19 protein-coding genes are annotated in these 22,488 nt (G+C 59.3%); 10 read left to right on the forward strand and 9 right to left on the reverse strand.

Annotated features, from left to right (window positions below; all coding sequences use genetic code 11):
* The first annotated feature begins 191 nt into the window (after positions 1-191).
* The 4 genes from AB4Z23_RS12485 (at position 192) to AB4Z23_RS12500 (ending at position 4,420) form a co-directional block, all read left to right on the forward strand.
* A complete protein-coding gene (locus AB4Z23_RS12485) occupies positions 192-1,073 on the forward strand; it encodes a dienelactone hydrolase family protein (RefSeq protein ID WP_111796380.1) in 882 nt (293 codons plus the stop codon).
* A gap of 214 nt (positions 1,074-1,287) precedes the next feature.
* Positions 1,288-2,058 carry a triose-phosphate isomerase gene (gene tpiA, locus AB4Z23_RS12490; protein WP_003515430.1) on the forward strand — a complete coding sequence of 257 codons (771 nt, stop codon included), beginning with the start codon at positions 1,288-1,290 and terminating at the stop codon, positions 2,056-2,058.
* 115 nt (positions 2,059-2,173) lie between these two features.
* On the forward strand, positions 2,174-2,632 hold the full coding sequence (secG, locus tag AB4Z23_RS12495) for a preprotein translocase subunit SecG (RefSeq protein WP_003515429.1): 459 nt from the start codon (positions 2,174-2,176) through the stop codon (positions 2,630-2,632).
* A gap of 150 nt (positions 2,633-2,782) precedes the next feature.
* The gene (locus AB4Z23_RS12500; protein ID WP_026330924.1) at positions 2,783-4,420 is read left to right on the forward strand and encodes a CTP synthase; all 1,638 of its coding nucleotides are present in this window, start codon (positions 2,783-2,785) and stop codon (positions 4,418-4,420) included.
* A gap of 66 nt (positions 4,421-4,486) precedes the next feature.
* Here the strand turns inward: AB4Z23_RS12500 and AB4Z23_RS12505 are convergent, their stop codons facing one another.
* Together AB4Z23_RS12505 and fumC are read right to left on the reverse strand one after the other, a co-directional pair.
* Positions 4,487-5,419: an alpha/beta hydrolase gene (locus AB4Z23_RS12505; RefSeq protein ID WP_421476667.1), complete on the reverse strand. Its 933-nt coding sequence runs from the start codon at positions 5,417-5,419 to the stop codon at positions 4,487-4,489.
* Between the two features lie 208 nt (positions 5,420-5,627).
* Positions 5,628-7,019, reverse strand: coding sequence for a class II fumarate hydratase (fumC, locus tag AB4Z23_RS12510; protein WP_441360233.1), 1,392 nt, complete (start codon positions 7,017-7,019; stop codon positions 5,628-5,630).
* 498 nt (positions 7,020-7,517) lie between these two features.
* Between fumC and AB4Z23_RS12515 the strand changes: the two genes are divergently transcribed.
* Positions 7,518-9,365: a L,D-transpeptidase family protein gene (locus AB4Z23_RS12515; protein WP_441360277.1), complete on the forward strand. Its 1,848-nt coding sequence runs from the start codon at positions 7,518-7,520 to the stop codon at positions 9,363-9,365.
* A 234-nt stretch (positions 9,366-9,599) separates the two neighbouring features.
* On the opposite strand, the gene AB4Z23_RS12520 is transcribed toward AB4Z23_RS12515, so the two are convergent.
* Positions 9,600-10,301, reverse strand: coding sequence for an HAD family hydrolase (locus tag AB4Z23_RS12520; protein ID WP_421476671.1), 702 nt, complete (start codon positions 10,299-10,301; stop codon positions 9,600-9,602).
* Between the two features lie 192 nt (positions 10,302-10,493).
* Between AB4Z23_RS12520 and rpiA the strand changes: the two genes are divergently transcribed.
* The 4 genes from rpiA to AB4Z23_RS12540 all read left to right on the forward strand — a co-directional run bounded on the left by rpiA (position 10,494) and on the right by AB4Z23_RS12540 (position 14,956).
* A complete protein-coding gene (gene rpiA, locus AB4Z23_RS12525) occupies positions 10,494-11,189 on the forward strand; it encodes a ribose-5-phosphate isomerase RpiA (RefSeq protein ID WP_441360234.1) in 696 nt (231 codons plus the stop codon).
* A gap of 16 nt (positions 11,190-11,205) precedes the next feature.
* Positions 11,206-11,772 carry a DUF2059 domain-containing protein gene (locus AB4Z23_RS12530; protein WP_013636215.1) on the forward strand — a complete coding sequence of 189 codons (567 nt, stop codon included), beginning with the start codon at positions 11,206-11,208 and terminating at the stop codon, positions 11,770-11,772.
* A 168-nt stretch (positions 11,773-11,940) separates the two neighbouring features.
* On the forward strand, positions 11,941-13,329 hold the full coding sequence (gor, locus tag AB4Z23_RS12535; protein WP_013636214.1) for a glutathione-disulfide reductase: 1,389 nt from the start codon (positions 11,941-11,943) through the stop codon (positions 13,327-13,329).
* A gap of 250 nt (positions 13,330-13,579) precedes the next feature.
* A complete protein-coding gene (locus AB4Z23_RS12540) occupies positions 13,580-14,956 on the forward strand; it encodes a class II 3-deoxy-7-phosphoheptulonate synthase (protein WP_003515403.1) in 1,377 nt (458 codons plus the stop codon).
* A gap of 67 nt (positions 14,957-15,023) precedes the next feature.
* Here the strand turns inward: AB4Z23_RS12540 and AB4Z23_RS12545 are convergent, their stop codons facing one another.
* The 6 genes from AB4Z23_RS12545 to AB4Z23_RS12570 all read right to left on the reverse strand — a co-directional run bounded on the left by AB4Z23_RS12545 (position 15,024) and on the right by AB4Z23_RS12570 (position 21,666).
* Positions 15,024-16,763: a TadG family pilus assembly protein gene (locus AB4Z23_RS12545; protein WP_003515402.1), complete on the reverse strand. Its 1,740-nt coding sequence runs from the start codon at positions 16,761-16,763 to the stop codon at positions 15,024-15,026.
* A 1-nt stretch (position 16,764) separates the two neighbouring features.
* Positions 16,765-17,187, reverse strand: a complete 423-nt coding sequence (locus AB4Z23_RS12550; protein ID WP_003515401.1) for a TadE/TadG family type IV pilus assembly protein — start codon at positions 17,185-17,187, stop codon at positions 16,765-16,767.
* A 146-nt stretch (positions 17,188-17,333) separates the two neighbouring features.
* Complete coding sequence (gene radC / locus AB4Z23_RS12555) at positions 17,334-18,179, reverse strand: RadC family protein (RefSeq protein ID WP_441360235.1); 846 nt, start codon at positions 18,177-18,179, stop codon at positions 17,334-17,336.
* A 12-nt stretch (positions 18,180-18,191) separates the two neighbouring features.
* Entirely contained in the window at positions 18,192-19,025 is an 834-nt protein-coding gene (gene map, locus AB4Z23_RS12560) for a type I methionyl aminopeptidase (RefSeq protein ID WP_441360278.1), read from the reverse strand.
* 31 nt (positions 19,026-19,056) lie between these two features.
* Entirely contained in the window at positions 19,057-19,776 is a 720-nt protein-coding gene (gene sfsA, locus AB4Z23_RS12565) for a DNA/RNA nuclease SfsA (protein ID WP_421476677.1), read from the reverse strand.
* Between the two features lie 30 nt (positions 19,777-19,806).
* Positions 19,807-21,666: a PHA/PHB synthase family protein gene (locus tag AB4Z23_RS12570; protein ID WP_421476679.1), complete on the reverse strand. Its 1,860-nt coding sequence runs from the start codon at positions 21,664-21,666 to the stop codon at positions 19,807-19,809.
* A 138-nt stretch (positions 21,667-21,804) separates the two neighbouring features.
* Between AB4Z23_RS12570 and AB4Z23_RS12575 the strand changes: the two genes are divergently transcribed.
* Positions 21,805-22,227, forward strand: coding sequence for a hypothetical protein (locus tag AB4Z23_RS12575; RefSeq protein WP_080863740.1), 423 nt, complete (start codon positions 21,805-21,807; stop codon positions 22,225-22,227).
* The last annotated feature ends 261 nt before the right edge of the window (positions 22,228-22,488 follow it).

Consider the following 22,488-nt stretch of genomic DNA (forward strand, 5'->3'; position numbering starts at 1 on the left):
CGTGTCGTCAGAATTTCGCCAAGCGAATCAGTATGCCAATAGGGGCAAGTATAGCGCCAAACGTGCAGGGCGTGTGGCCTAACGCGGCGCACCCTATGCCACGACTATGTCAGGGTTTCGCAACAGGAGGATTGCGCTGCCGCCCTGGCAATGGCAAGTCTCGCAGCCACGAATGAACGGTTAACCAAGTCATGTCCACAGCTCATTTCACGTTTTGTACTCTTTTCTGCCTGACTGTTGCGGCGATGCCGGGCGGTGCCGGGGCGGCGGACGGGCCGCTGCGGCCGTTCAAGGACGAGCTGTTTTCCAGCCAGACAGTGCTTTCCACGGCCGATGGCGGCGCATCTGAGGTGATCGATTATCAGGAGATGCGCGATATCAACGGCCGCGACGAGGTACCGGAACGCCGGGTGAAGCGGCAATATGTGGATATGGCGCCCAAGACCGCGCAGGCGATGGAATCCGTCGCGGTTGAGGGCAGGGCGCTTGAGGTGGGCCGCGTCGGGCCACCATCCGGGCAGGCCTTCACCGTGATCTTCATTCAYGGGCGCGGCGGCGACCGGCGGCTTGGCATGAACGACTATACGTTCGGTGGCAATTTCAACCGGCTGAAAAATCTGGCTGTCGCCAATGGCGGCACCTATTAYGTGCCGAGCGTACGATCCTTYGATGCCAATGGCGTTGCCGACGTTTCCGCGCTGATCGCCTATGCTGCCAGCAAATCCGGCGGCAAGCCGGTGGTGTTGGCCTGCGCCTCCATGGGCAGCTTCATCTGCTACGGCATCAGCCGYGAYAAGGCGACGGTCGGCAATCTCAAGGGCATGGCGATCCTTGGCGGCGCGGTCGATCCCGATTTTCCGAAGAGCGCCTTTGCGAAAGCCAAAAAGCCGGTGTGGTTCACCCATGGCAGCGCCGACAAGGTCTATTCCGCCGACAGTCAGGCGACCATCTTCCGCACCTTGCTGAAGGCGGGAGAGCCGGCGCGCTTCACGCTTTTTGAGACAGGCACGCATGGAACGCCGGTGCGCATGACCGACTGGCGGGCGGTTTTGAACTGGATTTTGAGCCGATGAGGTCCAGTTTTGGTTCGACAGGCGCGAATTTCGGCAAATTGASCGACGTTTTGAAGCTTATGACTGCTTTTTTGTACCAATTGTCRTCAGCTGCGTTTAAGGAAATATTCCGGGATTTCCGGCAGGGTTTCTGTCGCGATTAGGGGCCGCCTGGCGGCTGAGGTAAGGGGTGTTCGCGCAAGCGGCTCTCCGAGACAAAGGGAATGAGATACGCATGACGCCGAATGTTCGACCGCTTGTAGCCGGAAACTGGAAGATGAACGGCACCCGTTCGTCGCTCGATCAGATCAAGGCCATGGCAGAGGGCGTCAAGGGCGCGCTTTCGGAAAAGGTGGATGCGCTGATCTGCCCGCCATCGACGCTTCTTTATGTGGCAACCGCGCTCTGCGACGACAGCCCGCTGATGATTGGCGGACAGGATTGCCACCAGAATGTTTCCGGCGCGCATACGGGTGACATTTCCGCCGAGATGATTGCCGATTGCTTCGGCACCCATGTCATCGTCGGCCACTCCGARCGTCGCACCGACCATGCCGAGACGGATCATCTGGTCCGTGCCAAGGCCGTTGCCGCCCATCAGGCCGATCTTATCGCCATCGTCTGCATTGGCGAGACGGCGGATGAGCGCAAGGCGGGCCAGACGCTCGATATCCTCAAGCGCCAGCTCGCCGGATCGCTTCCGGACGAGGCAACCGCCGAAAACACCGTCATCGCTTATGAGCCGGTCTGGGCCATCGGCACGGGTCTGACGCCGACCACGCAGGATGTGCGCGAGGCCCATGCCTTCATGCGCGACGAGCTGGTCAAGCGCTTTGGCGATGAAGGCAAGACCATGCGGATTCTTTACGGCGGCTCGGTGAAGCCTGCCAATGCGCTGGAACTGATGGGTGTCGAGAATGTCGACGGCGCATTGATCGGCGGCGCGAGCTTGAAAGCCTCCGACTTCCTTTCCATCTATGCGGCATACGAGCAACTGACGGCTTGAGACACGCTTTCCTGCCACAGTGGCGGGAAAGGGGCTTGGAATAAGCCTTCGCCTCATGTAAAGAGCCGCGAAACCTTCTTTGTAGTGCTCCGCGCGGGGCATGGAATGGATTGTCATGCAGACCGTTTTGATTGTTATTCACCTCATGATCGTGCTGGCGCTTGTCGGCGTGGTTCTGATCCAGCGTTCCGAAGGCGGCGGCCTCGGCATCGGCGGCGGTTCGGGCTTCATGTCCGCGCGCGGAACGGCCAATGCGCTGACCCGMACGACGGGTATCCTTGCCGCGCTGTTCTTCGTGACGTCGCTCGGACTTGGTCTTCTGACCCGGTACGAATCGCGCCCGACGGATATTCTGAACCGTATTCCGGCCACGCAGGGTCAGGGCAACGGTATTCTCGACACGCTCGGCCCGGCACAGACGCCGGCAACGCCGGCTCCGGCTGAGAATGGCGTTCCGACCAACAGCGGCGCTGCAGCACCTGCGCAGACCGCGCCTGCGCCGGCCACTGCTGGTGAAGCCGCTCCGGCACCGGCCAAGCCCGCCGATCCGAACGCAGTTCCGACCGGTCAATAAGCCCGGTTATGATTTAACGCTCCGGCAGGCCAAAAGCCTGCCGGTTTTCTTTTGTTCGCATTTCGCCACATCCCATTGCCAATTCGTCAACAGCGAATTTGCAACAGCATGAAATTTGGGCTGGCGGAATCAGAGGTAAAAAGGTATCCGGTGAATCCCATGGCGCGATATGTATTCATCACAGGCGGCGTGGTCTCCTCTCTCGGTAAGGGCATCGCAGCTGCGGCACTCGGAGCATTGCTGCAATCCCGTGGTTATCGGGTGCGGCTTCGCAAACTTGACCCCTATTTGAACGTCGATCCCGGCACGATGAGCCCGACACAGCACGGTGAAGTGTTTGTGACGGACGACGGTGCCGAGACGGACCTCGACCTTGGCCACTATGAACGCTTTACGGGGCGTTCGGCGACCAAGACCGACAACATCACCACTGGCCGCATCTACAAGAACATCATCGACAAGGAACGCCGCGGCGACTATCTCGGCGCGACCGTTCAGGTCATTCCGCATGTCACCAACGAGATCAAGGATTTCGTGACCGAAGGTAATGACGATTACGACTTCGTCATCTGCGAAATCGGCGGCACGGTGGGTGATATCGAGGCGATGCCGTTCATGGAGGCGATCCGCCAGCTCGGCAACGATCTGCCGCGCGGCACTGCAATCTATGTTCACCTGACGCTGATGCCTTACATTCCGGCGGCCGGCGAATTGAAGACCAAGCCGACCCAGCATTCCGTGAAGGAGCTGCAGGCGCTTGGCATTCATCCCGAYATYCTGCTGGTGCGCGCCGACCGGGAAATCCCGGAAGCGGAACGCCGCAAGCTTTCGCTGTTCTGCAACGTGCGTCCTTCCGCCGTCATTCAGGCGTTGGATGTTGCCAACATCTATGACGTTCCGATCGCCTACCACAATGAAGGTCTCGATTCGGAAGTGCTGGCCGCTTTTGGTATCGAACCGGCGCCGAAGCCGCGTCTGGAACAGTGGGAAGAGGTCTGCAACCGTATCCGCACGCCGGAAGGCGAGGTAACGATTGCGATCGTCGGCAAATATACCGGCCTCAAGGACGCCTACAAGTCGCTGATCGAGGCGCTGCATCACGGTGGTTTTGCCAACCGCGTCAAGGTCAAGCTGGAGTGGATCGAGTCGGAAGTCTTCGAAAAGGAAGATCCGACGCCCTATCTCGAAAAGGTCAACGGCATTCTGGTGCCGGGCGGTTTCGGCGAGCGCGGTTCGGAAGGCAAGATCATGGCGGCGCAGTTCGCCCGTGAGCGCAACGTGCCCTATTTCGGGATCTGCTTTGGCATGCAGATGGCAGTCGTGGAAGCGGCGCGTCATCTGGCCGGCATCGAGAATGCCTCCTCCACCGAATTCGGTCCGACGGCTGAGCCCGTCGTTGGCCTGATGACCGAGTGGGTAAAGGGCAACGAGCTGGAGAAGCGCTCCACCAAGGGCGATCTAGGCGGCACCATGCGTCTCGGCGCTTACAAGGCAGCGCTGAAGAAGGACACGAAGATCGCCGAAATCTACGGTTCCACGGATATTTCCGAGCGCCACCGCCACCGTTACGAGGTGAATGTGGACTATAAGGACCGGCTGGAAGAATGCGGCCTCGTCTTCTCGGGCATGTCTCCTGATGGCGTCCTGCCGGAAACGGTGGAATATCCTGACCATCCCTGGTTCATCGGTGTGCAATACCACCCGGAACTCAAGAGCCGTCCGCTCGACCCGCATCCGCTGTTTGCCAGCTTCGTTGAAGCGGCGGTGGAGCAGAGCCGGCTGGTTTGACGGTTTGAATGAGATGAAGAGGGCCGCTTTTGCGGCCCTTTTTTATTGGGGTGCGCACAGAAAGCGTCAGGCCAGAAGGTTGTGCTTCCTCAGCCATGCCTCATACCATCCAGGCCATTCTTGCGTGGGGGTTCCGGGCTTGCCCATGCCGAAGCCGTGGCCGCCAGAAATGATTGGGTGAAATTCGACATCGACATCCGCCTTCTCGCACGCCTGCTGCATGATACGGCTATTGGCGGGATTGGAAATCCGGTCGTCATCCGCCTGCGTGAGGAAGACCGGAGGGCAATCTTTGCTCACATGGCTTTCCACTGACCACTCTCGTGTTGCCTCGTCTGTCGGGTGCCTGCCGATAAGTGACCTCCGGGTCGATGTATGGTCATAGGGCGCTGCAAGCGTGATGACCGGATAGATCAGGGCCGCAACATCCGGCCGGGCTGATTGCCTGTCGATGTCATCGACTGCTTCGTAAGACGCAAAAGCCGAGCGGGCGGCGGCCAACCCCATCAAGTGCCCGCCCGCAGAAAAACCAAGTGCGCCGATCCTGTGCGGATCGATCTGCCGGTCCGAAGCGCGTGCACGCACCAGACGAAATGCGCGCTGCGCATCCTGAAGCGGTGCCAGCGGTCCAGCAGCCCATCCTTCGATCGGCAGACGATAGGTGAGGACAAAAGCATAAATGCCTCTGGCCGCGAGCCAGCGTGCGGCGGGATAGGACTCCTTGCCTTCCTCGATGCGTTTATATCCACCGCCACCTGCAATGATCATTGCGGAACCATTTGGCTTTGCGGGAGCGAACACCTCCAGGCTCGGTACGGTAATGTTGGTGACAGCGCCTTTTTTGCTTATATCCGGGACGCCGTTCGGACCACCGCCTCCCGGAGGCGGGCCGGGCCAAAGCGAAATCCATTGCCGATCGCCTTGTGCAAACAGACTTGGGACTTTCATGGCCGTGGCGAGGAACGCACCACCAAGAAGTAGGCTGCGGCGGCAGATCATGATGTCATCCTCAATCGTGCACCTAGTTTCGGCATTCTCTGCGGAAGAACAGCTTACGGGGACGATTTAAAAACACCAAGATTGGTCAGTACCGGGACATCCCGGTGCTTTGGCCCTACACCACGGTCTCATCGCTCATCCGTCAATCGAACAAACAAAAAACGGGCCCGAAGGCCCGTTCTCTATGCCAGCGATAATCCCGACCGGCTTACTTCGGGCCGATCATGTTTTCCGGGCGCACATACTGGTCGAATTCCTCGTTCGTGAGGTATCCGCCGCCGACGGCCTCGTCGCGCAGTGTCGTGCCGTTCTTGTGCGCGGTCTTGGCGATCTTGGCGCAGATGTCGTAGCCGAGCTTGCTGTTGAGAGCCGTGACGAGCATCAGCGAGTTCTCGACGCCCTTCCTGATGTTGTCTTCGCGGGCTTCGATGCCGACGACGCAGTTGTCGGTGAAGGAGAYGGCGGCATCGCCCAGAAGCTGGACCGACTGCAGGAAGTTGTAGGCCATCATCGGATTATAGACGTTCAGTTCGAAGTGCCCCTGCGAGCCTGCGAAGGAGAGCGCTGCATTGTTGCCGAAGATGTGGGCGCAAACCTGCGTCAGCGCTTCCGACTGCGTCGGGTTGACCTTGCCCGGCATGATCGATGAGCCGGGTTCATTTTCCGGCAGCGACAATTCGCCAAGACCGGCGCGCGGGCCGGAGCCGAGGAAGCGGATGTCGTTGGCGATCTTGAACAGGGCTGCTGCTGCGGCATTGATCGCGCCATGCGAGAACACCATGGAATCGTGCGAGGCAAGCGCTTCGAACTTGTTCGGCGCCGTCACGAACGGCAGTCCGGTGATCTTGGAAATCTCTTCGGCAACCTTTTCAGCGAAACCGACGGGGGCGTTCAGGCCCGTGCCGACCGCCGTGCCGCCCTGGGCAAGCTTGGAAAGTGCGGGCAGGGTGAGTTCGATATTGGCAATCGCCGAGGCGACCTGCGCGGCATAACCGGAAAACTCCTGGCCGAGCGTCAGCGGCGTGGCATCCTGCGTGTGGGTGCGGCCGATCTTGATGATCTTTTCGAACTGCTTGACCTTGGCTTCCAGCGCCGTGTGCAGGTGCTTGAGGGCCGGCAGCAGGTGGTGAACGATCTCTTCCACGCAGGCGATGTGCATTGCCGTCGGATAGGTGTCGTTCGAGGACTGGCTCATATTGACGTGGTCGTTGGGGTGAACCGGCTTCTTGGTGCCCATTTCGCCGCCGAGCATCTCGATTGCGCGGTTGGAAATCACCTCATTGGCATTCATGTTGGATTGCGTGCCGGAGCCGGTCTGCCAGACGACCAGCGGGAAATGCTCGGTCAGCTTGCCGTCGATGACTTCCTGTGCAGCTGCGATGATTGCGTCGCCTACCTTGGGGTCGAGGCCTGCAAGCGCCATGTTCGCACGGGCGGCGGCCTGCTTGACGATGCCGAGCGCGCGAACGACAGAGGCGGGCTGCTTTTCCCAGCCGATCTTGAAGTTGCCGAGCGAGCGCTGCGCCTGCGCGCCCCAATAGCGATCGGCCTGAACTTCAATGGGTCCAAATGTATCGGTTTCCGTCCGTGTGGCTGTCATCAATCTTGCCTTTTTACTCGTTTTCCTCCGCCAAAACGGCACTTCGCCCGCCTTGCGCGCGCCGATATATAGAATCATCGCGCTGGCAATGAAAGCGTTGCGAGGCATGCCTGGCAGATATTTCCCTTGGGACAGGGCGATTTTGGCGCTCATCCTGCCCGGTTAAGAAAAAGACCTTGGCGTGTCATTTTTACTACGTCGATGAAAGCCCGGAAAACCGGGGTTTCATCGGCTTGGAACGGCTTGGCCAACCACGGCAAAGTGAATGAAATAAATAGAAATTTAACCATTCTCGCCAATTCTGGAAATTACGTTTTTACGGTTTTGGCCGTAATATGAGGTTCATTTCGGGTGCGTTCTGGACTTCGGCGTTTTCTTTTCAACGGGCCGTCTATCGGCTAGACAAGCATGAAACTGGATGCTCCGTCTTCGTTGGCGGCGCTGGGTGCTACGAGGATCAAATTGCAAGTCACATCTGGAAAAACATCGGCAGCGCTGGTGCTGGCTCTCGGTCTTTCCGTTTCCACCGCTCTTCCCGGCAGCGCCGGCGCGGTAACGCTGATGGACCTTTTGCGTGGCGGGCCTGGCAAGGTTGCGCGCGATCGCGGTGAAATGCCGCCAGCCGGTATCGTCACCTCGCCGCCGACGGTCGGACCGAGCGCCGATGCATCCGATCCCGAGCCTCTGCCGCGTGTTTCCGGTCCACGTTATTACGATTACAAGGCCGATACCGCACGCGCTGTGAACACCGCCAATTTCGGCGATGGTCTTTCCAATGTGAAGTTCAGCGCCACCCCCGAAATCGGCAAAGCTCTGGAAGCCTATTACGGTGCCGGTGGCAAGGTGCTCTGGGTTTCGGAAGGCGAGCTGACTGCCCGCGCCAACGCCGTCATGGCGTTTTTGGAGACTGTTGGCGAAAGCGGCCTCGATCCGGCCGAYTACAGCATTTCAGTACCCGCAAAGGACGTAACCGCCAGCATCAGCGCMGGCGCGAACGCATCCGGCACGCCGGTGGAAGTGGCTTCCGCATCGACCTCCGACGCCTATCAGCGCGCGCAGATGCAGTTCGAGCTTGCGCTTTCCGCCAAGGTCCTGGCCTATGTGCARGATACGACGCGTGGCCGTGTCGATCCGAACCGGCTGTCCGGTTACCACGATTTCAAGCGCAAGACGGTGAACCTTGCGCCCGTGCTGAAGCTTGCAGGCCTCAGCCCCGATATCGCAGCCTATCTGCGCAGCCGTGAACCTTCGAACGCCGAATATCTTGCGCTGAAGGCCGAACTGGCCCGGTTGCGCAGCGAGGGTGATGCGGCCAACACGGTCAAGGTTCCCGCCGATCTGGTGCTGAAACCCGGCAACAGCAGCGGCGACATGGCGAGCGTCGTCAAGGCAATCGAACATCGCGCTTCGCCTACCTTCAAGGCGGAACATGCGGCGATCATTTCTGGCTACCAGCAGACGCCGGATTATACGCCTGATCTCGTTGATCTGGTGAAGGCATTCCAGAGCGAAAACGGCCTGAAGGCCGACGGCGTCATCGGCCGCGCGACCGTGCGTGCCATGGTCGGCGAAAGCAAYGACGCCCGGATTGCCAAGGTGCAGGTGGCGATGGAGCAGATCCGCTGGCTGCCRGCCGATCTCGGCCAGCGCTATGTCTTGATCAACCAGCCCGCCTTCATGGCCTATTACCACAATGACGGACAGGAACAGTTCGGCATGAAGGTGGTGGTCGGCTCCAAGGCCAACCAGACCTACTTCTTCCAGGACGAAATCCAGACCGTCGAATTCAACCCCTATTGGGGCGTTCCGCAGTCGATCATCGTCAACGAGATGCTGCCGAAGCTGCGCCGCGATCCGTCCTATCTCGACCGACTTGGTTACGAGGTACAGGTGGGTGGACGTGCGGTTTCTTCTACCAGCGTCAACTGGTTCGGCTCGACCAACGCCATTTCGGTGCGTCAGCCGCCAAGCAGCGACAATGCGCTGGGCGACCTGAAAATCCTGTTCCCGAATGCGCATGCCATTTACATGCATGATACGCCTGCCAAAAGCTTCTTCAACCGCGATATGCGGGCGCTGAGCCACGGCTGTATCCGTCTGGTCGACCCGCGCCGCATGGCGGCGGCGGTTCTTGGCACCAGCGTCGACAAGGTCAACGAGCAGATTGCAGCGGGCAAGAACCGCGCCGTGCAGGTGCCGGTGAAGATACCGGTCTACGTGGCCTATTTTACTGCCTGGCCGGACAAGGCCGGCAAGGTGCAGTTCTTTGACGACGTCTACGACCGTGACAGCTACGTCCAGAAGGCGTTTGCGGTAACGACGAAGGCGCGGGCCGCGTCGATTTGATAGAAATCACATTGAGAAAAAAAGCGCCGGAAACGGCGCTTTTTTTGTTTGATGGCAAGGTCGCCACATGAATGATAGCGTTAAACGGCAGCATCCGCACTCCGCCATCCCGGACATGGTCCGGGGTCCAGTACGATCAGGTCTTTGATCGCGAAAGAGTCGGATCATGGCGCAGACGCGCCGTGGCTCGATACCGGATCAAGCCCGGCATGACGGTGGGAGAACAGCGCCGTCTCAAGCCGCAGCGGCGCCCTTTGCGACCAGCTGCTCGAACAGCGCGGGCGTCAACGCAGTAAAATCATCTATCACGACATCTGGTTCGAGTTCGGCCATCGGCACATCCGAATAACCGAAGGTGACGCCGATCGATGGGACGGCCGCATTTTTGGCGGCGAGAATGTCGTTGATGCTGTCACCCACCATGACCGAGCGCTGCGGGTCGCCGCCAGCCTTTTCGATGGTGCCGAGAATATGGCGCGCATCAGGCTTGCGGAAGGGGAAGGTGTCGCCACAGGTGATGGCGGCGAAATATCGGGTGAGATCCAGTTTTTCGAGCAGCGGGAGCGCGAGGATTTCGGTCTTGTTGGTGCAGACCGCGAGCGTGATGCCAGCTGACGAAAGCGCATCCAGTACGCTGACGATRCCGGGGTAGGGGCGGCTGTCGCCGGGCATTTCCGCGCGATAATGGTCAATGAAACGCTCGTACAGCGGCTCCAGTTCGGCTTCCGGCAATTCTACCTGACGCAGCGCGAAGGCCCGCTTGATCATCACGCGCGCGCCCTGGCCGACGAGATGCGTCAGGTCGTCATAGGTAACGGGGGCAAGACCGGCTGCGGCGATGGTGTGGTTGAGGCTCGAAACGAGATCGGCGGCGGTGTCGACGAGCGTACCATCGAGGTCGAAGATGGCGAGCGGGGAGAGCGGGCGGGATGTCACGGGAACTGGCCTCTTGAGAGAATGCTTTTGGCGATGATATCGGTGCGTTCGTTGTGGCCAAGCCTAGGCAAACGGCTTTGTCTTTGCAACCGCGCCACAACGTTCTGTTCGTTGCCTGCAAAAATGCTTTCGTTTGGCTTTCGACCCGTGTAAACAGCACGGCGACGACAAAGCTACCGGAGTTTCAGGCACATGGATGCCCGCCAGATGAAGATCAAGGCCGCCGAGGCCGCATTGTCCCATGTGCAAGACGGGATGCGACTTGGTATCGGCACGGGCTCTACAGCTGAGGAATTCGTCAGGCTTCTGGCGGAAAAGGTTGCTGCAGGCCTGAAGGTCGAAGGCGTGYCGACATCCGAGCGTACTGCGCGCCTTTGCGTGGAGCTTGGCGTGCCGCTGAAATCCCTCGATGAATTGCCGGAACTGGACCTTACCATCGATGGCGCGGACGAAGTGGATCACGGCCTGCGACTCGTCAAGGGTGGTGGCGGTGCGCTTCTGCGCGAAAAGATCGTGGCGGCGGCATCCGCCCGCATGATCGTCATCGCCGACCAGAGCAAGGTTGTGGAGACGCTTGGCGCCTTTCCGCTTCCCATCGAAATCAATCCGTTCGGTCAGGTGGCGACACAGATAGCCATCGAGAAACTGGCGGCGCGGTCCGGCCTGTCGGGCGACCTGACGATGCGTTCGTCGGGCGACGGCGCCTTCATGACGGATGGTGGACACCTCATTCTCGACGCATCTTTTGGCCGTATTCCTGATGCAGAAGCGCTTGCACGCGAGCTGAACACTATCCCCGGTGTTGTCGAGCACGGACTTTTCATAAATTTGGCATCGCTTGCCATCATTGCGGGTCCTGAAGGCGCCCGCGTGATGCAGGCAGTATAACAGGAGCGAGATTTTCATGATCAAACTAGCGGGACTGGGCAAAGCTGCCGCTGCTTCGATCCTCATTTCCGGCATCGTGTTCGGTACTGCCGCACGCGCTCAGGAAATTTCGGAAGCGCATATCGCCGCCGCACGGCAGGCGATCGCCTCTCTTGGCGTTACTGACCGTTTCGATGATATCCTGCCGGGTCTGGCGGAACGTCTGAAGGCCGAACTCATTCAGGCATCGCCGAATGTGCAGGACGCGATCACCGCGACTGTCGACGCCAAGGCACTTGAGCTTGCGCCGCGCCGCGCCGATCTGGAACGCGAGGCAGCACTCACCTACGCGCGCGCCTTCTCCGTCGAAGAGCTGAACGCCATCTCCACCTTCTACAGCAGCGAAGCCGGCAAGAAGCTTCTGAAGGACGGCCCTATCGCCACGCGCGAACTGATGAAGGCTGCCGACATCTGGGCCGCGGGCATCAACCGCGATCTGAACACCTCCAGCATGACCGAATTGCAGAAGGTGGCCGGCGCTGATCTGAAGCCGCTTCCGGCCGATCAGGGCAACACSGGTGGCGCTCCGGCTCACAAGCCCTGAGTGAAATAGATAGAGCGTCGGGTCCCAAAGCTCACGTTCAGAAATATTCAAAGCCCGGCCGCAAGGTCGGGCTTTTCATTTGTGCGTCGCAGCACCTATATGTGCCATGAATACGCCACAGCCCGCCTTGAGGCCGATGGCACGTGGTTTTGATCAGGGGTTTTGACTATGACAGCTTATGACTACGATCTTTTCGTTATCGGTGGCGGCTCGGGCGGSGTGCGCAGCGCTCGCGTTGCCGCCTCACTCGGCAAGCGTGTGGGAATTGCCGAGGAATACCGTTACGGCGGAACCTGCGTCATCCGTGGTTGCGTGCCGAAGAAGCTGTTCGTTTATGCCTCGCAATTTCCTGAGCATTTCGAGGACGCCGAAGGTTTCGGCTGGAGCGTTGGCGAGCGTCGTTTCGACTGGAAAAAACTGATYGAAGCGAAAGACAGGGAAATCACCCGTCTCGAAGGGCTGTACCGCAAGGGTCTGGATAACGCCAAGGCCGATATTTTCGACAGCCGTGCAGAGCTTGTCGATGCGCATACCGTGAAGCTGACGAAGACTGGTGAGACCTTCACGGCCGAGCGTATCGTGATTGCCGTTGGCGGTACGCCGAACGAACACAAGGCGCTGCCCGGCCACGAGCTGACGATCTCCTCCAACGAGGCTTTCGACCTGGAAGAGCTGCCGAAATCGATCCTGATCGCTGGCGGTGGTTACATCGCCGTGGAATTCGCCAATATCTTCCACGGACTCGGTGTCGAAACGACGCTGATCTATCGCGGCAAGGAAATCCTTTCGCGCTTCGATCACGATATGCGCAAGGGCCTTCATGAAGCGATGGAAGCCAAGGGCATTCGYATCATTCTTGAAGACGTCATTCAGGAAGTGAGCAAGGACGGTGCGGGCGGCTTTGTGGCACGGACGAAGCAGGGCAACTCGCTGCATGTCGGCCTGGTGATGCTGGCGCTCGGTCGCGATCCGAATACGCATGGTCTAGGCCTTGAAAATGCCGGTGTGAAGGTGGATGCGCGCGGCGCGATCATCGTCGATGAGTATTCGCGCACGAACGTTCCTGGGATCTTCGCACTGGGCGACGTCACCGATCGGGTACAGCTGACGCCGGTGGCGATCCACGAGGCCATGTGCTTCATCGAAACCGAGTACAAGAACAACCCGACCAAGCCGGACCACGAGCTTATTGCCACTGCGGTGTTCTCGCAGCCGGAAATCGGCACGGTTGGACTTTCTGAAGAGGAAGCGGGCAAGAAATACCCGGAACTGGAGGTCTATCGCGCGCAGTTCCGTCCGATGAAGGCAACGCTGTCCGGGCGTCAGGAAAAGACGATCATGAAGCTGATCGTCAATGTCGCCGACCGTAAGGTCGTCGGCGCGCATATTCTCGGCCACGAGGCAGGCGAAATGGCGCAGCTTCTCGGCATCACGCTGAAGGCCGGATGCACCAAGGACGATTTCGATCGCACCATGGCTGTTCATCCAACAGCGGCCGAGGAACTGGTGACGATGTATTCGCCGAGCTACCGCGTGGTGAACGGCGAGCGCGTGTAACGCCGTCGCTTGCGCGACGTGATCACGTCTCCGCTTGGCTCGCCACCACTTGAAAACCGTTGTTTTCCGGGTGGTGGCGGGTTTATTAAATCGTTTGAATTGACTTTTATGCACGTTAAACGCCCAAAACGGGCGGAATGGGCCCGATGGCCCTGACATCGGCTATGCAAAGCCTGTGCTTGGAGCTATAAGCCGCTCAATTTTTCGAGGCGGTCGTGCACAAATGCGCGGGCGAGAAAAGGGTAAGGACATGGCACAGAATTGGACACCCGGCAGTTGGCGGCAGAAACCGATCCAGCAGGTTCCCGAATATCCTGACGCGGCAGCGCTTGCGGCGACGGAAGCCACGCTTGCGACCTATCCGCCGCTCGTTTTTGCCGGTGAAGCCCGCCGCCTGAAAAAGCAGCTTGCCAATGTGGCAGACGGCAACGCCTTTCTGTTGCAGGGTGGCGATTGCGCCGAAAGCTTCCTCGAGCATGGCGCAGATAATATCCGCGACTTCTTCCGCGCTTTYCTGCAGATGGCTGTCGTCCTGACCTATGGTGCGCAGCTGCCGGTGGTRAAGGTCGGTCGTATTGCCGGTCAGTTCGCCAAGCCCCGCTCTTCGAACGTGGAAGTGCTCGATGGCGTGACGCTGCCGTCCTACCGCGGCGACATCATCAACGGCATCGAGTTCAATGAGACCTCGCGCGTGCCGAACCCCGAGCGTCAGCTCGACGCGTACCGCCAGTCGGCGGCGACGCTTAACCTGCTGCGCGCTTTTGCAATGGGCGGCTACGCCAACCTTGAAAACGTTCACCAGTGGATGCTCGGCTTCATCAAGGACAGCCCGCAGGCGGATCGTTACCGCAAGCTGGCTGACCGGATTTCCGAGACCATGAACTTCATGCAGGCAATCGGTATCAGCGCAGAAAACAATCCTAGCCTGCGCGAAACCGATTTCTTCACCAGCCACGAGGCTCTGCTGCTCGGTTACGAAGAGGCGCTGACCCGCGTCGATTCGACCTCCGGTGACTGGTATGCCACGTCGGGCCACATGATCTGGATCGGCGACCGCACGCGTCAGCTCGAYCATGCGCATGTGGAATATTTCCGCGGCATCAAGAACCCGATCGGCTTGAAGTGCGGACCATCGCTGACGCCTGATAATCTGATCGAGCTGATCGACGCGCTGAATCCGGCAAACGAGGCCGGCCGTCTGACGCTGATCTGCCGTTTCGGCCACGACAAGGTGGCGGACAGCCTGCCGAAGCTCATCCGTGCCGTGGAGAAAGAGGGCCGCAAGGTCGTCTGGTCGTGCGATCCGATGCATGGCAACACCATCACGCTCAACCACTACAAGACGCGTCCGTTCGAGCGCATCCTGTCGGAAGTCGAAAGCTTCTTCCAGATCCACCGCGCCGAAGGCACACATCCGGGCGGCATCCACATCGAGATGACCGGCAAGGACGTGACGGAATGCACCGGCGGCGCCCGCGCCGTGACGGCGGATTCGCTGTCGGATCGTTACCACACCCATTGCGATCCGCGTCTCAACGCCGATCAGGCACTGGAACTGGCTTTCCTTCTGTCCGAGCGCATGAAGAGCGGCCGGGACGAGAAGCGCCTGGCAATTGCTACTGCCTGACAGAGGCAGATAAAACAAAAAAGCCGCCGGATACTGCCGGCGGCTTTTTTTATGGTTGTCGGCCTGATTACTGGACGAGTGCCGGCTGCTGGCAGCGAACGTCGGTGACGCGCACATCGGCTTCGCCGATCTTGACGCCTAGTACCAGCAGCACATTGTAGAGCAGCTGATCCACGGGCGCCGTGACTGCCGCGAGCGTGTTGGCAAGCGCTGACTGGATGCCCGCCAGACCTCCCAGATCGATATTAAGGAAGAGAAGCCTGATATCCAGATTGAGGTTCTTCAGCAGTGAACTGACAAGAGTGGTAACGGTATCCTTCGTGGAAACACTCTTGATCTTGGCCTGGGTGATATCCGACTGGGTAAAGGTCAGCTTGGTCTTCGTCATGTTCGTGGCATTGATGAGGGCGCTGCCATTGATGGCGAGCAGGGCCGAATCCACGATCGCGGTCTTGGTGACGCGCGGATCCTTGCCGAAATTGGCAAAGGCCGTGGTATCGACATTGCCAAGCGCGATTTCTGCGACGCCGGGAACAACTTCGACATCGACCGTACCCTGTCCGCCGCCCGTGCAGCGAATGTCGGCGAGCCGCGCTTCAGCATGGGCGACTTCCACATAGAGCGGAATATTGACCTTCAGACCGGCAATCGCCTGAAGCCCGTCAACCACGACACTGACCGCCAGACGGGTTTGTGCGGTGCGCACCACCGTGCCCTGGCCGCCGACGGCAAGCGACGGCGTTTCGACGGGTGGTTCACCGATGGCGAGCGTCGTCTTGACCGAGGCTAGACCGAGAAGATTGGCGTTGAGGTTGAGCGCCAGCTGGTTGCCGCCATTGCCTGCCACGGCGGCGGCGTTGAGGAGATCGAAGACGCCTGCGGTGACCTTGAGGTTTTCGCCGCTACCGATCAGCTTGTCCGAGAACGGGCCGAGATTGAGGATTTCTTCAAGCTTGAGCTTGATGTTGCTCTTGTTGGCGGTTTTTGCCAGCGTCTTCAGAATGTTGGCCACAGCCGGCTGCAGGCCGGTGGTCTTCGTCAGCGCGTCCAGGAATTTGCCGTAGGTGATTTCCGTCTTCAGGACATCCTTGTAGGTGCCGGCTGTCAGGTTGAGATCGACAGCCAGCGCTTCGACGACATGCAGCGCGTTGACATCAGCAGCCACAAGCGCCTGGTAATCCATAACCTTGAGCGAGACCGTGGTGCCTAGCAGGCCGCCGAGCAGGCTGTTCAAAATGCCTTCATCGAGGCTCGCCAGTCGCGAGCCCACCGAAAATGCCGCGATCTTTTGGGATGAGGCCGTTCCGGCCGCGGAAATCTTGGGCGGCGTTGTGAAGGCGGAGGCAAAGAATATCTGGCCCTTTTCGACGATATTCACTTTCATCGCATTGGTGGGAAGTGCATTTTCGACGAAACGCTGGCCGACAGGCAGGGTCGCGTCCGGCTCATAGTGACCTTTGACGACTTCGGCATAACCRTTGCTCTTGGCAAATTCGTTCAAGGGGTCGAAAGGTTGAAGACCGTCCACGGTCAAGAGGCCATTCGGYGTCTTKACCCCGAGATTCATGCCGTTGAGGGCGAAATATTGCTGGACCGCCTTTTCGGGATCAGCGGCATTGGCCGCCGCTGATATGGCCGCAAGATCGGCGGTCTGCTGCAATTGCCGCTTCTGCAGGGTCAGATAGCCATAATCGACGCCAAGCGCCAATATGCCGATGAAAAGCGGTGCGGTAAGCCCGGCCGAGATGGCGATGTTTCCTGTGCGATCCTTCAGGAAACGGGGAAGCAAAGAAGAGATATTTTGCATGTCATGCTCCTCCGATCCGGATTGTGGAAAAACGCCGGATGACCGGCTCGGGCAGGGTGTAGCTGTAGAGGCTCCAGATCGGCAGATCACGGGCGTCATATTCCACCTTGACCGTGAACTGGTTGGCATTGGCGGGATCGGTGGCGACGTTGACCGTGAAACGCGTCTTGTCCATGAAGGCGTAGCTGAGGTCACTTTTGGTGACGAAATCACGGGCCAGCTGCTGGCGCTCGGTCGTATTCAGTCCGGCAACTGCCGTCCTTGCCGCGTCGGCGGCGATCTGCTGCACAGAATAGGCGGCCATCAGGTAGATACCGTAGGCAATCATTGTCAGCAGAACGAGAAAGAAAATCGGCGCGACGATGGCGAACTCGACAGCGGACGAGCCGGATCGATCACGAAGGAAATGCACTCCATTACGCATAAAGCACCCCCGTTTCTTCAGGCACCAAAGTCAGATGCCTTTATTCTTATTTTCGGAAATGCTAATTTATAGGTGTTAATTTTGTATTGATGTCGCTCTTATGGGTTGCAGGCCGGGAAAGGCCTTCGCGTTAATGCCCATGGATTTCAGATCAGCCGAAGCCCTTTGAAGCTGGCGTGGCCGTCTTTGCCGATGATGATGTGGTCGTGCACCGCTATCCCCAGCGGCTTTGCCGTATCGATGATGGTTTTGGTCATCTCGATATCGGCACGCGAGGGGGTAGGGTCTCCACTCGGATGATTATGTATTAAAATCAAAGCCGTAGAGGAAAGTTCGAGGGCGCGGCGCACCACTTCGCGCGGGTAAACCGGCGTGTGGTCCACGGTTCCCTGACCCTGCACCTCGTCGGCGATCAGGACGTTGCGCTTGTCGAGGAACAGGATGCGGAATTGYTCACGGGTTTCATTGGCCATGGCGGCATGGCAATAGTCGATGACCGAAGACCAGGAGCCGAGAATCTGCTTGTTGCGGAGTTCGCCTTTCAGCATGCGCTGGGAAACGGAGGCGACGAGCTTCAGATCGAGCGCCACGGCCTCACCCACGCCCTTCACCTCCTGCAACAGCGGCAGCGGCGCGCCGAGCACCCCGCCAAGRGTACCAAAGCGGGCGATCAACGCCTTGGCGATGGGTTTGGTATCACGCCTCGGTATCAGCCGGAAAAGCAGAAGCTCCAGCAGTTCGTAATCGGCAAGGGCGGTATCGCCGCCGTCGCGATAACGCGCCCGCAGCCTGTCCCGATGGCCGTGATAGTGTGCGATCTCCGCTTCCGGCTCCGCAACGGCTGCGGGGTGTTCCGAGGYCTTCTTCACCGCACTTCGCGGTTCGGCAAAGAAGCCGCGCTCATCCGTTSCGTCGAACAGATCGCCGTTTCCCGCCTGAAAGCCGGAGGTCGATGGAAGATCGGCGGAAGGCGGGGCAGGGCGTTTTGCCATGGCGGTCTGGCCTTATGCGAGTGGCGGCAGGCCCGGACGGTCAAAGCCGCCCGGCGACAGTGTGAAGATTTCGCAACCGGTCGCGGTTACGCCGACCGCATGTTCGTATTGCGCGGAAAGGGAGCGGTCGCGCGTTACTGCCGTCCAGCCATCGGAGAGYACCTTCACATGCGGCTTGCCGAGGTTGATCATCGGCTCGATGGTGAAGATCATGCCCTCGCGAATCTCCGGGCCTTCGTCCGGGCGGCCGTAGTGCAGGATATTGGGGGTGTCGTGGAACAGGCGTCCAACGCCGTGGCCGCAGAAATCACGCACCACCGAGCAGCGTTCCGCCTCGGCATAGGCCTGAATAGCCGCGCCGATCGCGCCGGTGCGCACACCCGGTTTCACTGCCGCGATGCCGAGCATCAGGCATTCATAGGTCACYTCCATCAGACGTTCAGCYGCGCGCTTGATCGTGCCAACCGGATACATGCGGCTCGAATCGCCGTGCCAGCCGTCCAGGATATAGGTCACGTCGATGTTGACGATTTCGCCTTCGCGCAGCGGCTTTGCGTCCGGAATGCCGTGGCAGACCACATGGTTGATAGAGGTGCAGACGGATTTCGTATAACCGCGGTAATTCAGTGTTGCCKGCAAAGCGCCATGGTCGGCGCCGAACTCGAAGACGAAACGGTCGATGGCATCAGTCGTCACACCCGGCTTGACGATTGCCGCCAGTTCGTCGAGGCAACGCGCCGTCAGCTGGCACGCCTTGCGCATCCCGTCGAAATCCTCAGGGGTATAAAGGCGGATGACGCCGGTATTCTTGAGGGGGGCGGAGGCTGCGTCGATATAGGTGACCATCATAGTGCTTTCTGTCTCTTTACGTCCCTGTTCATAAAACAGCCGGACGCCATTCGTCCATCTTAACCGTTCCCGTGACTGAAATTTGTGCCGGGGAAACGTCGCATTTCACCGCATAGGCCTCCACGCCGCGCGACATGGCCCGCTGAAACGCCAGCGCATAGACCGGATCCAGATCGTCGCAGATGCGCATCTGGTCGCAATCGTTGCGCTGAATGAGATAGAGCATCACCGCGCGGTGACCGGCCTCTGCTGCGTCGCCCAGCTCCTCCAGATGTTTGGCGCCGCGTTTGGTGGCGGTATCAGGGAATTCGGCCAGACCTTTTTCGCGCATGAAATGCACGTTTTTTACTTCCACATAGGCATCCGGACGCCCGATTTCGGAAAGCAGGAAATCGATGCGGGAATTGCGGCCGTATTTCTGCTCGCGCCGGATCGTCGAATAGCCGGCAAGCTGYGGGATGCGGCCATTGAGGATCGCTTCTTCCGCCAGCCGGTTCGGCATGCCGGTATTGATGCCGACCACGGTGCCATCGGCCTCGACCATTTCCAGCATATGCCGGTACTTGCGGGTTGGGCTGTCATGCTCGGACAGCCAGATACGCGAGCCGGGCGTGGTCAATCCGCGCATGGAGCCGGTATTGGGGCAGGAGCCTGTAATCGCCGTGCCGTCCTCCAGAACGGCGTCGAAGAGGAAACGCTTGTAGCGGGCGATCAGCGTGGCGGGAACGAGTGGGGGCGTGAAGAGCATGTGGCCTGAAAGGTGAGAGGTGGGGGCTGGTCAGGACAGGACGTAGGTTCCAGGTGCATCGCCGAGCACTGGTCGCTTGCCGTCTCCCGGCGCCCTTGCCATTACCTTCTCGCCATTCTGGCTTTCGATCCAGTTTTGCCAGTGCACCCACCATGATCCCTTGTGGGCCGTAGCTGCAGCCTGCCAGGCATCGAAGTCTCCGGATGGTGATGCGCCTGTCCAATATTGGTATTTTTCGGATTGCGGCGGATTGACCACACCGGCTATGTGGCCGGAAGCGCCGAGCACGAATTCCACGGGGCCGCCGAACAGTGCCGCCCCCGTGAAGACCGATTTCGCTGGCGCGATATGGTCGTCGCGGGTGGCGAGATCATAGACGGGGATTTTTATGTCGCCGAGGTTGATCCGTTTGTCCGCCACGCGCATCAGCCCGCGGGCGAGATTGTTGTCGAGATAACAATTGCGCAGATAGAAGGAATGACAGGCAGCGGTCACCCGGGTCGAATCGGAATTCCAGTAGAGGAGATCGAAGGGCAGGGGTTCCGTGCCGCGCAGATAATTATCGACCATATAGGGCCAGATAAGATCGGAGGCGCGCAGCATGTTGAAGACTGTGGCCATGATCGAGCCATCGAGATAACCGACGGCCTGCATGTGCCTGTCGAGCGCGGCGAGCTGGCCTTCGTCGATGAAGACCTTGAGGTCGCCCGCATGGATGAAATCCGTCTGGGCGGCGAGAAGTGTGGCGCTGCGAATGCGCTCATTGCCTTCCTGCGCATGCAATGCCAGGGCCGAAGACAAAAGCGTGCCGCCGACGCAATAGCCGATGGCATTGATCTCCTTTTCGTCGGTTTGCTCCTCGATCGTGTCGAGGGCAAAATCGATACCTTCGCGGATATAGTCCTCCCAACCCTTGTCGGCCAGCCTGGCGTCGGGGTTGATCCACGAGACAATGAACACGCTGTGACCCTGATCGAGACACCATTTAACGAAGGATTTCTGTGGGTTGAGATCGAGGATATAAAATTTGTTGATCCATGGCGGCACGATGAGCAGCGGCCGTTTGAAGGCCTTTTTCGTCGTCGGCGCGTAATGGATGATCTCGCAGAGCGGGCTTTTGGCAACCACCTTGCCTGATGTGATGGCGATGTTCTGGCCGATGACGAATTTGCTGTAATCGGTCTGGCGCAGTTTCAGATGGCCGTGGCCGGCCGCGACATCTTCGGCAAGCTGTGCCATGCCCTTGACGAGATTGGCCCCGCTGGACGCGACCGTCTCGCGGAAGACCTGCGGATTGGTGAAGACGAAGTTGGCCGGCGAGAGGGCTTCCGTCACCTGGCGCATGTAAAACAACGCCTTGGTGCGGGTGTGTTCGTCCAGCCCTTCGGCTTCCATAACCATCCGGTCGGCAAAACCGACGGTGGTCTGATAGGCTTTGAGGAGAAAATCGAAAAACGGATTGGCCTGCCAGTCCGCGTCGGCAAAACGCCTGTTCTTTCGCTCTGCCGGGCCGGTCTCCGTGGCCTTTTCCGAGCGGGAATCGGCATCTTCCGAAAACTGCGCCACGGATTTTGTCCACAGATCGAAATAGCTGGAAAGCAGGTGGGTCTGCGCTTCGAGTGAACGCTTCGGTTCTGCCATCCAGTATTCGGCGACATCGGAGAGCGTCTTGACGATGTCGGTCATCGGATCGGCGCTGGTCTGCGGAATTTCACCGCGTTCGCGGGGCGCCAGCCATTCGGACGCGGCTTTGCCGAGGTTTTCCAGCGCGCGGGCGATGTTGACCGCAAAGGCTTCCGGGTCGCGGATCAGGTAAGCCTCGGCGGATGTGGCGTCGAAACCGGGCGTTTTGCCACCCTTTTTCTCTGCCCCGCCGTCAACACCTGCCATGCGCTGTCCTCCACCAAATTTGTGTTTGCACATTCTGCATGAAAACGAATACAAGTTCCACCAGCAAGGGGAGGCCACGAAGAGCCGAACCGCAGTMGAATTCGATATCGGCGATATCCTTACAGGCGGAACATGACGATGGGCAAGCACATGGGTACATGGGGAAGATTTGCGGAAAATGCTGGAAGGATCGCCCTTCTTTCGCTTTCCGGCGCCATGCTCGTTACAGTACTTGCCGCCTGCAAGACCCCGGCACCGATCGTCGCACCGGCCCATATGCCCCACCCGCAAGCCCAAATCGTCGGCCCGCGTCCCGTCAGCGACAATGTGGTGAGCCAGAGACGCGATACCGGCACCTATCCAAGCTTTTCAGCACCGATTACGGCTGCCGGCAGCCAGATGGGGGATGACGAGGCGTCCAAAATGGAATCGAACCTGTCGCGCCTGGGTGCTGCACGCCGCAACGGCCAGATTTCGGAAGCTGAATACAAGCGCCGAGTCGCGGAATTACGGGCGCTTGGCGAAAACCAGAAGCCGGTTGCGACGCCTGCTACGCAGTGAGGTCTTCCGTTCGTCGTTCTGGGGCCTTTACCGAGAATCGACAACCTGTGGATCTCGAGATTCGCTCGGCACAAGGCCGAGGATAACGGCAATCCTTGTGCTTCATTCTGTTACCAAGCCGTTCTCATAACCCCTTATTTACCCTGCATTTGAACCATCTGCTTACTGAAGATGTTAAGCGGATGGATGCGCTTTGCCGCTTATGATGCGGTCATAACAAACAGGCCGCTGAAAAAGCGGTAGACAGGGTGAAATATCATG

The sequence above is a fragment of the Agrobacterium sp. MCAB5 genome, from assembly GCF_052114365.1.
GTDB classification, from domain to species: Bacteria; Pseudomonadota; Alphaproteobacteria; order Rhizobiales; family Rhizobiaceae; genus Agrobacterium; species Agrobacterium tumefaciens.